Origin of the sequence: Micromonospora sp. NPDC049107 (assembly GCF_040648595.1) — a bacterium.
In the GTDB taxonomy this organism is placed as follows: domain Bacteria; phylum Actinomycetota; class Actinomycetes; order Mycobacteriales; family Micromonosporaceae; genus Micromonospora.
This window is the reverse complement of sequence record NZ_JBEZEC010000002.1, coordinates 174166-187833: the sequence shown is the minus strand read 5'-3', so window position 1 is coordinate 187833 and position 13668 is coordinate 174166. Positions and strand designations below refer to the sequence as shown.

Here is a 13668-nt window from a genome sequence, read left to right as displayed (position 1 = left end):
CCGTCCAGGCGGGGCCGGCGACCGTCACCATCTGCGGAGAGCGATCGCCGGCCGGTGCTCAGCGTCCGGCTTCGAGGGCGCCGGAGCGCCCGCCGCCGTACGAACCGGCGAGGCCCGCCGCGGCCAGCCCGTTGCCGCCGGCGACCCGGCCCGCCTCGGAGCGGGTCATCTCGGCTTCGAGGCCCTGGCCGCGACCGTCGAGGTCCCGCAGCTGGCTCTCCAGGTACGCCTTGAGCCGGGTGCGGTACTCGCGCTCGAACTGCTTGAGCTCCTCGATGTGCTTCTGCAGGGCCGTGCGCTTGGCGTCCAGGCCGCCCATGGCCTCCTGGTGCCGCTGGCGGGCGTCCCGCTCCAGGGCGTCGGCCTTCGCGCGAGCCTCGCGGGTCACCTCCTCGGCCTTGCTCCGCGCCTCGGACAGCAGCGAGTCGGCCTCGCGGCGCGCGTCGGACACGTGGTCGTCGGCGGTGCGCTGGGCCATCATCAGCACCCGCAGCGCCTGCTGCTCACCGTCACCGGTGACGCCGGCCGGGCCGCCGGTCGCGCGGACCTGCTCCAGCTCGGCCTGCATGGCGCGGGCGGCCTGCTCGGCGGCGGACTTGTCGCGCTGGACCCGGTCGAGCTGGGCCTTGACGTCGTTGAGCTCCGCCGCCAGTCGGGCGTCGCCGCCGGGGCCGGCGGGGGCACCGCCACGGCCGCCGCGCTCCACCTGGGCGCGCAGCTCGTTGTTCTCCTCGATGAGACGGGCGAGCTCGCGCTCGACCTCGTCCAGGAAGGCGTCGACCTCCTCCTCGTCATACCCCCGCTTGCCGATCGGCGGCTTTTTGAAGGCGACGTTGTGTACGTCGGCCGGGGTCAGCGGCATCGAAACTCCTCGGGTCAGTTGCGGCCGCGAAAGCGCGTCGGTCATCAGGCAGATGCCCTGATCGACGGCCCTAACACGAACTCCATCAGCACGAACAGGATAACCAGGAGCACAAGGGAGGCCAGGTCGATGCTCACGGTACCAATTCGCAGCGGAGGGATCACACGCCTCAACGCGTTGAGAGGGGGATCAGTGACGCTCCACACGGATTCCAGTCCTGCCGCCGCTCCGCGCCCCGGCTGCCACCGGCGGCCGTACTGCAGGACGGCGCTCAACACGAACCGGGACAGAAGAAGAAGCAGGAAGACATAAAGGACCAGGTACAACACTTGCAGCAAGATCGACAACACGGTCAGCGACGTCCCTCGGGTCGGGCGGGGTCAACTCAGGCTGAAAAAACCGCCCTCAGCGATCTTGGCCTTGTCCTCAGCGGTGACCTGGACATTGGCCGGTGAGAGCAGGAACACCCGATTGGTCACGCGCTCGATCGTACCGCGCAGCCCGAACGCCAGACCGGCCGCGAAGTCAACCAGGCGGCGGGCGTCGGCCTCGTCCATCTCGGTGAGGTTGATGATCACCGGTACGCCGTCGCGGAAGTGCTCACCGATGGTGCGCGCCTCCCGGTAGGTGGTCGGGTGCAGGGTGGTGATCTGGTAGCGCTGCTCCTCCTCGGGCACGACCACGCGCTCCCGCGTCACGGCCTGCGGCGCGAGGGCCAGGTTGTCGCGGGTGTGGTAGGTCAGCGCGCCCGACGTCTCACTCGCCGAGGACCGCGTGATCGACCGTACGCTGGAGCGCTCGGCCCGCTCAGCCCGCTCGGAGCGCTCAGCCCGCTCGGCTCGCTCAGCCCGGTCGGAGTCGCCACGGTCGGAGTCGGCGAGCCGCCCGGCCGACCGCTCGGAGAGCCGGCCCCGCTCGCTCGCGCGCGTCCGGGGAGCCGGCGGCTCCTCGGTGTCGTCGTCGTCCTCGTCGGCGAACTCCTCGGCGTACCGGCTCTGCCGGTAGCGCGAGTCACGGTAACCACCCTTGTCGTAGTCACCGTCGTCGTAGGCCCGCTCGTCGTCTTCCTCGACGAGACCGAGCCAGACCCCCGCCTTGCGCAGTGCACCCATCCCGCGCCCTTCCGTCCGCCGTGCGGCACTCGCCCCCGTGCCATGTCGCCCGTCGCGAGTGGACAACCATGCCCATCGGACCGGGACGGCAATCCCGTGACATGCGATTCGCGTCGCGTGTCACGACCCCCACAGGATCAGCCGTCCCTGAAACAACACTGATGTAATTTGCCTGTCTCGCGGTCAGGCTACCGCAGCGTGGGACGCATTCCGAGCAACGCGCTACCGACGCGGACATGTGTCGCGCCGTAACGGATCGCGATTTCCAGATCGCCGCTCATCCCCGCCGACAACGCTGTCGCTCCCGGATGGACCGATCGGAACGCCTCGGCGATCTCGGCCAGCCGGGCGAAGGCGCGATCCGGCGGCCAGCCCAGCGGCGCGACCGCCATGAGGCCGGCCAGGCGCAGCGCCGGCGACTCGGCGACCGCCGCGGCGACCGTGTCCAGGCCGGACTCCGGGTCGGCCGACCCGGGCAGAGCGCCGCCCCGCGCCGGGTCACCGTCGATGCTCACCTGCACCAGGGCGTCCAACGGCCGTTCCCGCTGCGCCGCCGCGCCATCCAGTGCCCGGGCCAGTCGTACGCTGTCCACCGAGTGCACGACGTCGGCGTAACGGACCACCGAACGGGCCTTGTTGCGCTGCAACTGCCCGATGAAGTGCCAGCGTGGACGTATCCCCGCGGCGGCCACCTCGGCCGCCTTACCGGCGGCCTCCTGGTCGCGGTTCTCCCCCATGTCGGTCACCCCGAGCCCGGCCAACGCCAGCACGTCCCCGGCCGGGTAGGTCTTGGTCACGGCGATCATGGTGACGTCGGCGGGATCCCGGGCCGCCTCGGCGCAGGCTTCGGCGATCCGGGCCCGTACCGTCGCCAGACCGGCCGCGAGTTCGGCGCTCCGGTCCGGTCGTACCGTGGCTGAGCTGTCGGTCATCGGCGGCGCTCAGGAGCCGTTCTTGAGGAAGTCGGGCACGTCCACGTCGTCGAAGAGCACCCGGCGGGGCGACTGCGTCGGGGCCGGCAGGGTGGCCGGCGGCGGCACCGGGGTGGTCTGCGGCGCCGGCTGGTTGGTGTTGGTCTTGCGGGACGGCTCGGCCGCCTTGTAGGCCGGCGTGCCGCCGTCGAAGCCCGCCGCGATGACCGTCACCCGCACCTCGTCACCGAGCGCGTCGTCGATGACCGCGCCGAAGATGATGTTGGCGTCCGGGTGGGCCGCGTCGGTGACCAGCTGCGCCGCGTCGTTGATCTCGAAGAGGCCCAGGTCGGAGCCGCCGGCGATGGAGAGCAGCACGCCGCGCGCGCCGTCCATGCTCTGCTCCAGCAGCGGGCTCGAGATGGCCGCCTCGGCCGCCTCGACCGCGCGGTTCTCCCCGCGGGCGCTGCCGATACCCATCAACGCGCTGCCCGCGCCGCTCATCACGCTCTTGACGTCGGCGAAGTCCAGGTTGATCAGACCCGGGGTCGTGATCAGGTCGGTGATGCCCTGCACACCGGAGAGCAGCACCTGGTCGGCGGTGCGGAACGCGTCCATCATGCTGATGTTGCGGTCGCCGAGCGCCAGCAGCCGGTCATTCGGGATGACGATCAGGGTGTCGCACTGGTTACGCAGTTCGTCTATCCCGGACTCGGCCTGCACCTGCCGGCGCTTGCCCTCGAAGGAGAACGGCCGGGTCACCACGCCGATGGTCAGCGCGCCGAGCTTGCGGGCGATGTTCGCCACCACGGGCGCGCCGCCGGTGCCGGTGCCGCCGCCCTCGCCGCAGGTCACGAAGACCATGTCGGCGCCCTTGAGCACCTCCTCGATCTCGTCGCGGTGGTCCTCGGCGGCGTTCTTGCCGACGTCCGGGTTGGCGCCCGCGCCCAGCCCGCGGGTCAGCTCGCGGCCGACGTCGAGCTTGACGTCGGCGTCACTCATCAGCAGCGCCTGGGCATCGGTGTTGATCGCGATGAACTCGACGCCCTTGAGCCCAACCTCGATCATCCGGTTGACGGCGTTGACGCCGCCACCCCCGATGCCGACGACCTTGATGACCGCCAGGTAGTTGTGCGGAGGTGTCATCTCCGGTCCTTTCCCTTCGAGATTGGCTTCGGCCGACCGGGTACGGCGTGGCCAGCCCAGCGGCCGACGACAGCGCCACCAGCGAGGATCAGAGGTGAACCCTCACCCTCTACTAGAGGCTTACAGTTATGTCAACCACTGAACCTCTTCGGGGCAACGTAAGCGCCGCCGCGCCATGAGCCAAGGACCCGGTCGGCGTGTCGCCGGCCGGAGCGCGACTCGTCACCTCCACGGCCCGCTCAGTCGGTCAGCGGAAGGTCACCACGTCCGGCGCGCTCACGTCGATCCGCTCGCTCTCCTCCCCGAGCAGCGCGGTGGCCACCCGGGCCTTGTCCGCGCTCCGCGTGGCGTCTCCCCAGACCACCGTGCGGTTCCCCCGCAGCCGCAGGCTGATCCGGGCCAGACCCGCCACGCTCACGTCCACCAACTCGGCACGCAACTGCGGGGTCAGCGCGCCGAGCACCTCCAGCGCGGCCCGGGTGTCCGGGTCGGCCGCGGCGGGTCGGACCACCCGCACCAGCGGCAGCCCGGCCGGGCGGCGGTCCACCGTCTGGAACGCCACACCGCTGCCGTCGATCACGGCGAACGCGTCCGCCTGCGGCACCACCGCCACCGGGGTCCGCTCGGTCACCTTCACCACCAGCGTGCCCGGCCAGTCCCGCGACACCGTGGCCCGCTCCACCGGCGCCAACCCACCGACCCGACGCGCGGCGGCCGCGAGGTCCACCCGCGCCAGCGGCACCCCGTCGGCAACCCCCACCGCGTCGCGTACCTGCACGTCCGTAACCAGCTTGGCGCCCTGGACGCTGACCGACCGGACACCGAACAGTCCGGTGCCGAGCACCGTCCAGGCGATCAGCCCGAGCAGCGCCAGCACGCCGGCAGCCACCGCCCACGGCATCGCCGCCCGCATCCGGCGCTGGCGGGCGCGGGCCATGAACCGGCGGGTCGACGCCGGCACCGCGTCGCTGCCGGCCCGGACCAGCTGCCAACGCCGGACCGGACCGCGCCGCGCAGAGCCGCCGTCGGGAGGGCTGGTCCGCCCGCGGGCGGGGCCGGGGCTCATCCGGCCGTGGGCGTCGCGCCGTCCGGTGCGGCGGCGCCGAGGGCCGCCCCGTCGCCACCCGCCGTGGACCCGCCCGGCACCGGCTGGCCGATCGCCGGGTTCGTCGCCAGCGGATCGACGGCCGCGGTCGCCGAGGAGCCGGCGGTACGCGCCCCCAGCGCCGCCAGCAGCTCGTCACCCATCAGCGAGATCGGTGGGGCGCCCATGGTGACCACGACGTCGCCCGTACCGGCCCGCCGGGCCACCTCGCCCGGCACGGCCTCCCACGAGTCGACGAACACCTTGCGGTCGGCGGGCAGGTCCACCGCCGCGATCAGCGCCGCCGAGCCCTCGCCGGGCTGGCGCAGCTCGCCCGGCCCGAAGACCTCCAGCAGCACCACCTCGTCGGCGATGGCCAGCGCCTCGGCGATCTCCGCCTGGTTGTCGCGGGTGCGGTACAGCCGGTACGGCTGGAAGACGACGATCAGCCGCCCGTCCCCGGCCACCTCGCGCAGCGTCTGCAACGCCAGCCTGATCGAGGTCGGGTGGTAGGCGTACTCGTCGTAGACCAGCACGCCGTCCGCGACGCCCTTGCGCTCGAAGCGCCGCCGCACCCCGGGGAAGACCGCGAGCGCGGCCTCCGCCGCCTCCAGGGGCAGTTCGAGAAGGTACGCCGTCAGCACCGCCGCGGCGCTGTTGAGCCCCATGTGCCGCCCGGGCACCGGCAGCCGGAACTCGCCCAGCGACCGTCCGTCGATCGCGGCCAGGTAGCGCACGCCGCGCGCGGAGGAGGCGATGTCGGTCAGCCGCAGGTCGGCGTCCTCGGCCGCGCCGTAGGTGAACACCCGCCGTCCCTCGGCGCGCAGGGTCTCGGCCAGCCGCCGACCGCCCGGGTCGTCGGCGCAGGTGATGATGAACCCGCTCGGGTCGGTGAGCCGCGCGAACTCCGCGAACGCCGCCTCCAGCGTCGCGAGGTCGCCGTAGGTGTTCAGGTGGTCCGGCTCGACGTTGGTGATGACCGAGACGTACGGGCGGTAGATGAGGAACGAGCGGTCGCTCTCGTCGGCCTCGACCACGAAGTGCTCGCCGGTGCCGTGGTGGGCGCCCGAGCCGACCTCGGAGATCTCCCCACCGATCACGAAGGACGGGTCCACACCGGCCTGCTGGAGCACCATCGTCACCATCGACGTGGTGGTGGTCTTGCCGTGCGTACCGGCGACCGCGATCGCCCGGCGGCCGGTCATCGCCGCCGCGAGGGCCTCCGAGCGGTGCAGCACCCGCAGGCCACGGCGACGGGCCTCGACCAACTCCAGGTGGTCCTTCGGAATGGCCGAGGAGTAGACGACCGTGTCCACCCCGTCCAGGTTGGACGCCTCGTGGCTGAGGTAGATGGTGCCGCCGAGCGCCCGCAGGCCTGCCAGCGACGGCCATTCGCGCAGGTCGCTACCGGAGACCTGGATGCCCCTCGTGAGCAGCAGCCGGGCCACTCCGAGCATGCCCACCCCGCCCACGCCGATCAGGTGCACCGCGCCCAGGTCCTCGGCGGTCAGCGTGCCGGCCGGGGTGAACTGCGCGGTCATCGGGCCACCGCCTCGAGGACGAACGAGCGCAGCGCCTCGTCACCGTCGCGCCGCCCGTACGCGGACGCCGCCGCGCCCATCGCGTACAGCCGCTGCGGGTCACGGATCAGCGGGATGACCGCACGCTCCAGCCAGTCCGGAGTCAGCTCCGCGTCGTCGACCAGCAGACCGCCGCCGGCCTCCACCACGGGCAGGGCGTTGCGCCGCTGCTCCTGATTGCTGTGCGGATACGGCACGAAGATCGTCGGCAGGCCGATCGCGGCCACCTCGGCGACGGTCATCGCCCCGCCCCGGGCCAGCATCAGGTCGGCGGCGGCGTAGCCCAGCTCCATCTCGGACAGGTACGGCAGCGTCACGTACGGAACCGGCAGGTCGGTGGGGATCGGCACCGGCTCGTTGCGGGCGCCCATCACGTGCAGCACCTGCACGCCGTTGCGGGCCAGCTCCTTGGCCGCGCCGGAGACCGCCAGGTTGACCGAGCGGGCGCCGGACGACCCGCCGGCCACGAAGAGCACCGGCAGATCCGGGCGGAGGCCGAACCGGGCGCGGGCGGCGTTGCGCATCGCGTACCGGTCCAGCGCGGCGATGCTGCGGCGCAGCGGCACACCCACCACGGTGGCGTCCCGCAGCGACTCGGCCTGACTCGGCTGGTGCGGGAAACCGACCGCCACGTTCTTGGTGAACTTCATGCCGAGGCGGTTCGCGACGCCCGGCGGCACGTTCACCTCGTGGATCACCATCGGCAGCTCACGCCGCCACGCGGCGAGGTAGGCCGGCACCGAGACGTACCCGCCGAAGCCGACCACCGCGTCGGCGCGCACCTCGTCGATCACCTTGCCCGCCGCGCGGGCCGCGGTCCACATCCGGCCCGGGGTACGCACCAGGTTCATGTTGACCGACCGGGGTAGCTGGTACGCCGGGATCTGCCGCAGGTCGTAGCCGTGCGGTGGGATCAGCTCGTTCTCCATGCCCTTGGGTGTGCCGAGACAGGTGATCCGGACGCCCGGGTCGTGTCGGCGCAGGCAGTCGGCGAAGGCGAGCAGCGGGTAGATGTGCCCCCCGGTGCCACCTCCCGCGAGCACCACCGAACGCAGCGGACCCATCAGCGTCTCCTCTCGCTCGCCGTACCCTGACGGCTCCGGCCCTGCCGGACACCGCGCGGTACGGCCTGGTCGTCCTTCCGCCGCTCCCGCGCCCGGGGCACTGGCCCTCGGGCCGCCGGTGGCGTCGCCGGTCGGCGACGCCGGCCGGGAAGCGGCGGCAACGGGGCCCAGAGTAGTCGGACCCACCGGGCCGGCGGACGGGCATGCAGTGCTCTGGCCGCATCGGGTTCGGCGCGGGCGAAGGACGCCAGCATCCCGATCGCCGCCAACGTCACGACCAGGGCACTTCCGCCGTCGGAGATGAACGGCAGCGGCAGACCGGTGATCGGCAGCAGCCCGACCACGCCGCCGATGTTGATCACCGCCTGGCTCACCAGCCAGGTCGTGACGGCGGCGGCCGCGAGCCTGCGGAACGGGTCGTCGACCCGCCGGGCGATCCGCAGACCGGTGTACGCGAGCACGGCGAACAGGGCGAGCAGCACGGCGCAGCCGATCACGCCCAACTCCTCGGCGATGATCGCGAAGATGAAGTCGTTGTGGGCCTCGGGCAGCCAGTCCCACTTGACGCTGCCCTTGCCCAGCCCGACTCCGAACCAGCCACCGTGCTCGATGGCCAGCCGACCCTGATAGAGCTGGAGGCAGCCGTCGAGCTTGCACTCCTGCGGGTCGGGCGGGTTGATGAACGACGTCAGCCGCGCCAGCCGGTAGTTGTCCGCGCCGCGCTCGCCGGAACCGGCGCCCAGCGAGGCGACCGCGATGAGCAGGCCGACGCCGAGCAGACCGGCCACGGTCAGCGCGCCGAAGACCCGCATCCGCACGCCGGCGGCCCAGAGCAGGCCGACCACGAGGGCCAACAGGCAGAGCATCGTGCCGGTGTCGTTGTAGCCGACCAGCACGAAGAGCAGGCCCATCACCGGGAAGAGCGGGGTGGCCAGCTCCCGCAACCAGCCCAGCGCGGCCCCCTTGCGGGCGATCACGTGCGCGCCCCAGAGGACCAGCGCGAACTTGGCCAACTCGGAGGGCTGGAGCTGGATCCCGCCGACGAACAGCCAGTTCAGCCGCGCCTCGATCGGCCCGAACGAAACCGACTTCAGGTGGGCGAGCCGGCCGTACGCGACCAGCAGGTTGAGCACCAGCAGCAGGGCCACCGCGGTGAACAGCAGCGGCCGGCCGAGCGAGCGGTAGGTGCTGGCGGGCAGCCGCTGACACACCCAGAACGCCCCGATGCCGATCACCGCGAAGATGGCCTGCTTGGTCAACGAGGCCGACGCGTTGCCGTCCTCGGCGTAGTCCTTCACGCTGGTCGCCGAGAAGACCATGGTCAACCCGATGAGCAGCAGCAGGCCGGCGCTGGACAGCAGCAGGTAGTAAGAGGCCAGCGGCCGGTCCAGCAGGCCCCGCAGCGCGGCCAGTCCACCGGCCGCGTCCAGCCCGCGCAGCGACGCCGACGCCCCGGCGGCGCTCTCCGCCGCACTGCTCTCCCGCGCCGCGCCGCTCTCCCGCGGAGCCGCCCCCGGCTCCGGCCCACGCGCGCCGTCGGGCCCGCGAGCGCCACCGGTCACCGCGGTACGCGCCGCGCTCGGTGACCGACGCCGCCGGCCGTCAGCTCTGTCCTCAGTGCCGATGTCCTCCCCCACCCCGACATCATCACCGCTCGACACCCCCGACGGCTCCAGAACGCCACCCCGGGCGTGTCGAGCCCACTCCCCGCCGATCTTGCACTTTCTGTCCCGACCTAAGCCGTAGAGCGGGACATTCCATCGACAGAAGGTGCAAGATCGGCGGGGCAGGGCAGGCCCCCCCGGGGGGGGTTAGGTCATGTTGGCGAGGAACTCGCTGTAGAACAGGCCCAGGGCGATGGCCACGCCGATGCCGGCGATGATCCAGAACCGGACCACGATGTTGACCTCGCTCCAGCCGGCCAACTCGAAGTGGTGCTGCAACGGGGACATCCGGAACACACGTTTACCGGTGGTCCGGAAGGAGATGATCTGGATCACCACGGACATCGTGATGATCACGAAGAGCCCGCCGATGATCGGCAGCAGCAGGATCGTCCGGGTGGACATGGCCATGCCGGCGATCAGGCCGCCCAGCCCCAGCGCCCCGGTGTCGCCCATGAAGATCCGCGCCGGGGACGTGTTCCACCACAGGAAGCCCACACACGCCCCGGCGGCGGCCCCGGCTATCAGCGCGATCTCCAACGGGTCACGGACCTCGTAGCAGTACGGCTGGCGGTAGCTCGGGTCGGCGCACCAGTGGCGGTACTGCCAGAACGCGATCAGCGCGTACGCGGCGAGCACCATCACTGAAGCGCCGGTCGCCAGACCGTCCAGGCCGTCCGTGAGGTTGACGCCGTTCGTCGCGGCCATCACCACGAAGATGAAGATGATCACCGCGCCGACCTTGCTGACCTCCAGGAAGTCGATGTCCCGGATGAAGCTCAGCGTGGTGCTGCCCACGGTCTGGGTGTTGGTGGCCCGGCCCGTCGCGTCGGTCATCGTGCTCGGGAACCACAGCGCGATCACGCCGAAGACCGCGCCGACCAGGATCTGACCGAGCAGCTTGCCGCGCTTGTTGAGGCCGGCGCTGTTGCGCTTGCGCACCTTGAGGAAGTCGTCGAGGAAGCCCACCGCGCCGGAGAACACCATCAGCCCCAGCAGCACCAGCGCCGTGATGGTCGGCTCCACCTGCGCGATCTGCGCGTCCGGCAGCGTGGTCAGGGCCAGGTGGCCGGCCACGTACGCGATCACCGTGGCCAGGATGAAGACCACGCCGCCCATCGTCGGCGTGCCCTTCTTGCCCTGGTGCATGGCCGGGCCGTCGGACCGGATCGGCTGGCCGGCCTTGAGCCGGGTGAACACCTTGATCGCGATCGGGGTGCAGAACAGCGAGACGACGAAGGCCACCCCGATGGCGACGATGATGGCCCTCATCGAGTGGCCTCCTCGGCGGCGTCGGCGCGCAGGGCGTCAGCCACCTCCCAGGTCCGGTACCGGGAGCCCTTGACCAGGACGACGTCGCCCGGCCGTAGCTCGCCCCGCAGCACCTCGACGGCCGCCGCCTGATCGGTGAGCAGCACCGACTCTCCTCCCCAGTTCGCTACCGCTGTCGCGCCTTCGTGGATCGGCGCGGCCGGCTCGCCCACCACGAGCAGCCGGTCGACACCCAGCTCGGCCGCCAGCCGGCCGACCTCGGCGTGGCCGTCGCGCTCGAACGGGCCCAGCTCGGCCATGTAACCGAGCACCGCGACGGTACGCCTCTCGCGTCCGAGGCTGCCAAGCGCCCGGAGCGCGACCGCCATCGAGGCCGGGTTGGCGTTGTACGAGTCGTCGATGACCGTCACCCCGTCGGGCCGGTCGAAGACGTCCATCCGCCGGGTGGACTTCAGCCCCAGCTCGCCGAGCGCCGTGGCCAGCTCGGCCAGCGGCATGCCCAGCTCCCGGGCGACCGCGGCGGCGGCGAGCGTGTTGCCGACCTGGTGGCGGCCGGTCAGCGCGAGCCGCACGGCCGCGCGCCCCTCCGGCGTGACCAGGGTGTACGACGCGTGCCCCCGCTCGTCGAGCGTGACGTCCTCGGCGCGCAGGTCGGCGTCCGGCGCCTCGCCGTACCGGACCACCCGGGCCCGCGTACGGCTCGCCATGGCGTCCACCCGGGGGTCGTCGGCGTTCAGCACGGCCAGCCCGTCGGCCGGCAGCGCCTCGACCAGCTCGCCCTTGGCCTGGGCGATCGCCTCCTGTGAGCCGAACTCACCGATGTGCGACGTGCCGACGTTGAGCACCACCGAGATCCGCGGCGGCACCAGCTCACACAGGTAGCGCACGTGCCCGATGCCCCGCGCGCCCTTCTCCATGACCAGGTAGCGGGTGTCCGGCCCGGCCAGCAGCGCCGTGTACGGGTGACCCAGCTCGTTGTTGAACGAGCCGGGCGGCGCGACCGTGGCGCCGAGCCGGGCGGTGAGCTGACCGATCAGGTCCTTCGTGGTGGTCTTGCCGGACGAGCCGGTCACCCCGACCACGGTCAGCTCGGGCAGCCGGTCCACCGCCGCGCGGGCCAGCCGTCCCATCGCGGTCAGGGCGTCGTCGACCAGCACCATCGGCACCCCGGGAACCGCGCGGGTGCCGAGCACCGCCACCGCGCCGGCCTCGATCGCCCTGGCCGCGTAGTCGTGCCCGTCGACCTTCTCCCCCGGGAACGCCACGAAGAGCGAACCGGGCCCGACCTTGCGCGAGTCGAACTCGACCGAACCGGTGACGGTGGCGGCCGGGTCGGCGGCGACGAGCCGCCCGTCGACGGCCGTGGCCACCTCGGCCAGGGTCAGGGCGATCACCGCTGACCCGCCCGGTCCGCGAAGCGGGCCCGCAGCGCGTCGGCCAGCTCGGTGCTGTCGTCGAACGGGAACACCTCGCCCGCCACCTCCTGGCCCCGCTCGTGGCCCTTGCCGAGCAGAGCGATCACGTCGCCCGGCTCAGCCAGTCGGACCGCCTCGTCAATCGCGTCCCGCCGACCGGCCACCTCGATGATCCGGGCGGCGGTGTCGGCCCGGTACGCCCCGGCGAGCACCTCGGCGCGGATCTCGGCCGGGTCCTCGGTGCGCGGGTTGTCGTCGGTCACCAGCACCACGTCGGCCCCATCGGCGGCGGCGGCGCCCATCACCGGCCGCTTGCCCCGGTCACGGTCCCCACCGGCGCCGATCACGCAGATCAGGCGTCCGACGCTCAGCTCCCGCAGCGCGGCCAGCGCCGCCACGATCGCGTCCGCCTTGTGCGCGTAGTCGACGACCCCACGCACCGGCCCGGCGACGTCGACGAGTTGCAGGCGACCGGGCACGCCACCGCAGGCGGCCACCCCGCCGGCGGCGGTCCGCGGGTCCACCCCGGCGCCCACCAGCGCGGCGATGGCCAGCAACGCGTTTGCCACGTTGTGCCGGCCGGGCAGCGCCACCCCGGCGGACACGACCACGCCGTCCGGGCCGTGGGCGGTGAACCGTTGCGCGTACCCCTCGCCGTCGACGCCGTCGGCCCACCACGTCGCGGTGGGGTCGCCGGCCGCCGAGTAGCTGACCGTCGCCGGCTGGTAGAGCGGCGTGAGGGCCGGATCGTCGCGGTTGAGCACCTCGACCGCGCACCGGCCGTCGAAGAGCTGCGCCTTGGCGGCGAAGTAGTCGGCGCTGTCGGCGTGGAAGTCCAGGTGGTCGGAGCCGAAGTTCGTGTAGCCACCCACGGCGAAGCGCACCCCACCGACCCGGCCCATGGCCAGGGCGTGGCTGGAGACCTCCATGACGACGGCGGTGACCCCCCGCTCGCGGGCGGTGGCCAGCATCGCGTGCAGGTCGGTCGCCTCCGGGGTGGTCCGCACGCTGTCGATCACGAGATCGCCGAGGCGGGTCTCCACGGTGCCGATCAGTCCGGTGGTGTGTCCGGCGGCGCGCAGCCCCGACTCCACCAGATAGGCCGTGGACGTCTTTCCGGCTGTGCCGGTGATGCCGATGACGGTCAGGTCGGCGGTCGGGTCGCCGTACACGGCCGACGCCAGTTCGCCGAGCACCGCGCGCGGGTCGGGGACCACCAGGGCGGGCAGGCCGCTCGCCGCCGCCAGCTCCGCGCCGGCCGGGTCGGTCAGCAGGGCCACCGCGCCGGCCTCGGCCGCGCCGACGGCGAACTCCGCGCCGTGGCGGCGGGCACCGGGCAGGGCCGCGTACAGGTCGCCGGGGCGGACCTCCTGGCTCGCGTGGGTGGCACCCGTGACGAGCACGTCGGCGGCGTCCGCCGGCAGGTCGACGGCGAGCCGGGCGGCGAGATCACCGAGCCGGACGCCGGTCACGGTACGTGGACGTGGATTGCCGGGCACGGCGTCAGACCCTACCCGGTCGTCCGGTTCCGGCCGCACAGCCGCCCCGGTGGTTCGTC

Annotated in this window: 12 protein-coding genes; all 12 read right to left on the bottom strand. The window is 72.5% G+C overall.

Going from position 1 to position 13668, the window contains the following annotated elements; genetic code table 11:
* Positions 1-58 precede the first annotated feature (58 nt).
* Positions 59-862: a DivIVA domain-containing protein gene (locus tag AB0B55_RS06020; protein WP_355049472.1), complete on the bottom strand. Its 804-nt coding sequence runs from the start codon at positions 860-862 to the stop codon at positions 59-61.
* A gap of 44 nt (positions 863-906) precedes the next feature.
* Positions 907-1212, bottom strand: a complete 306-nt coding sequence (locus AB0B55_RS06015; RefSeq protein WP_355049471.1) for a YggT family protein — start codon at positions 1210-1212, stop codon at positions 907-909.
* Positions 1213-1242: 30 nt separating this feature from the next.
* Entirely contained in the window at positions 1243-1974 is a 732-nt protein-coding gene (sepF, locus tag AB0B55_RS06010) for a cell division protein SepF (RefSeq protein ID WP_357126967.1), read from the bottom strand.
* 188 nt (positions 1975-2162) lie between these two features.
* Complete coding sequence (locus tag AB0B55_RS06005) at positions 2163-2906, bottom strand: YggS family pyridoxal phosphate-dependent enzyme (RefSeq protein ID WP_357170713.1); 744 nt, start codon at positions 2904-2906, stop codon at positions 2163-2165.
* 9 nt (positions 2907-2915) lie between these two features.
* Positions 2916-4031 (bottom strand): cell division protein FtsZ, encoded by a 1116-nt coding sequence (gene ftsZ / locus AB0B55_RS06000; RefSeq protein ID WP_357126961.1) that lies wholly within the window; start codon positions 4029-4031, stop codon positions 2916-2918.
* A gap of 247 nt (positions 4032-4278) precedes the next feature.
* Complete coding sequence (locus AB0B55_RS05995; protein ID WP_357126958.1) at positions 4279-5097, bottom strand: FtsQ-type POTRA domain-containing protein; 819 nt, start codon at positions 5095-5097, stop codon at positions 4279-4281.
* Entirely contained in the window at positions 5094-6656 is a 1563-nt protein-coding gene (murC, locus tag AB0B55_RS05990) for a UDP-N-acetylmuramate--L-alanine ligase (RefSeq protein WP_357170711.1), read from the bottom strand. The genes AB0B55_RS05995 and murC overlap by 4 nt, the downstream gene beginning before the upstream one ends.
* Positions 6653-7759 (bottom strand): undecaprenyldiphospho-muramoylpentapeptide beta-N-acetylglucosaminyltransferase, encoded by a 1107-nt coding sequence (murG, locus tag AB0B55_RS05985; RefSeq protein WP_357170709.1) that lies wholly within the window; start codon positions 7757-7759, stop codon positions 6653-6655. Before murG ends, murC begins: the two co-directional genes overlap by 4 nt.
* Positions 7759-9171 (bottom strand): putative peptidoglycan glycosyltransferase FtsW, encoded by a 1413-nt coding sequence (locus AB0B55_RS05980; protein WP_357127330.1) that lies wholly within the window; start codon positions 9169-9171, stop codon positions 7759-7761. Before AB0B55_RS05980 ends, murG begins: the two co-directional genes overlap by 1 nt.
* Positions 9172-9570: 399 nt before the next feature.
* Positions 9571-10695: a phospho-N-acetylmuramoyl-pentapeptide-transferase gene (mraY, locus tag AB0B55_RS05975; RefSeq protein WP_357126949.1), complete on the bottom strand. Its 1125-nt coding sequence runs from the start codon at positions 10693-10695 to the stop codon at positions 9571-9573.
* Positions 10692-12089 carry a UDP-N-acetylmuramoyl-tripeptide--D-alanyl-D-alanine ligase gene (murF, locus tag AB0B55_RS05970; protein ID WP_357170707.1) on the bottom strand — a complete coding sequence of 466 codons (1398 nt, stop codon included), beginning with the start codon at positions 12087-12089 and terminating at the stop codon, positions 10692-10694. Before murF ends, mraY begins: the two co-directional genes overlap by 4 nt.
* The gene (locus AB0B55_RS05965; RefSeq protein WP_357170705.1) at positions 12086-13648 is read right to left on the bottom strand and encodes a UDP-N-acetylmuramoyl-L-alanyl-D-glutamate--2,6-diaminopimelate ligase; all 1563 of its coding nucleotides are present in this window, start codon (positions 13646-13648) and stop codon (positions 12086-12088) included. Before AB0B55_RS05965 ends, murF begins: the two co-directional genes overlap by 4 nt.
* Between the last annotated feature and the right edge of the window lie 20 nt (positions 13649-13668).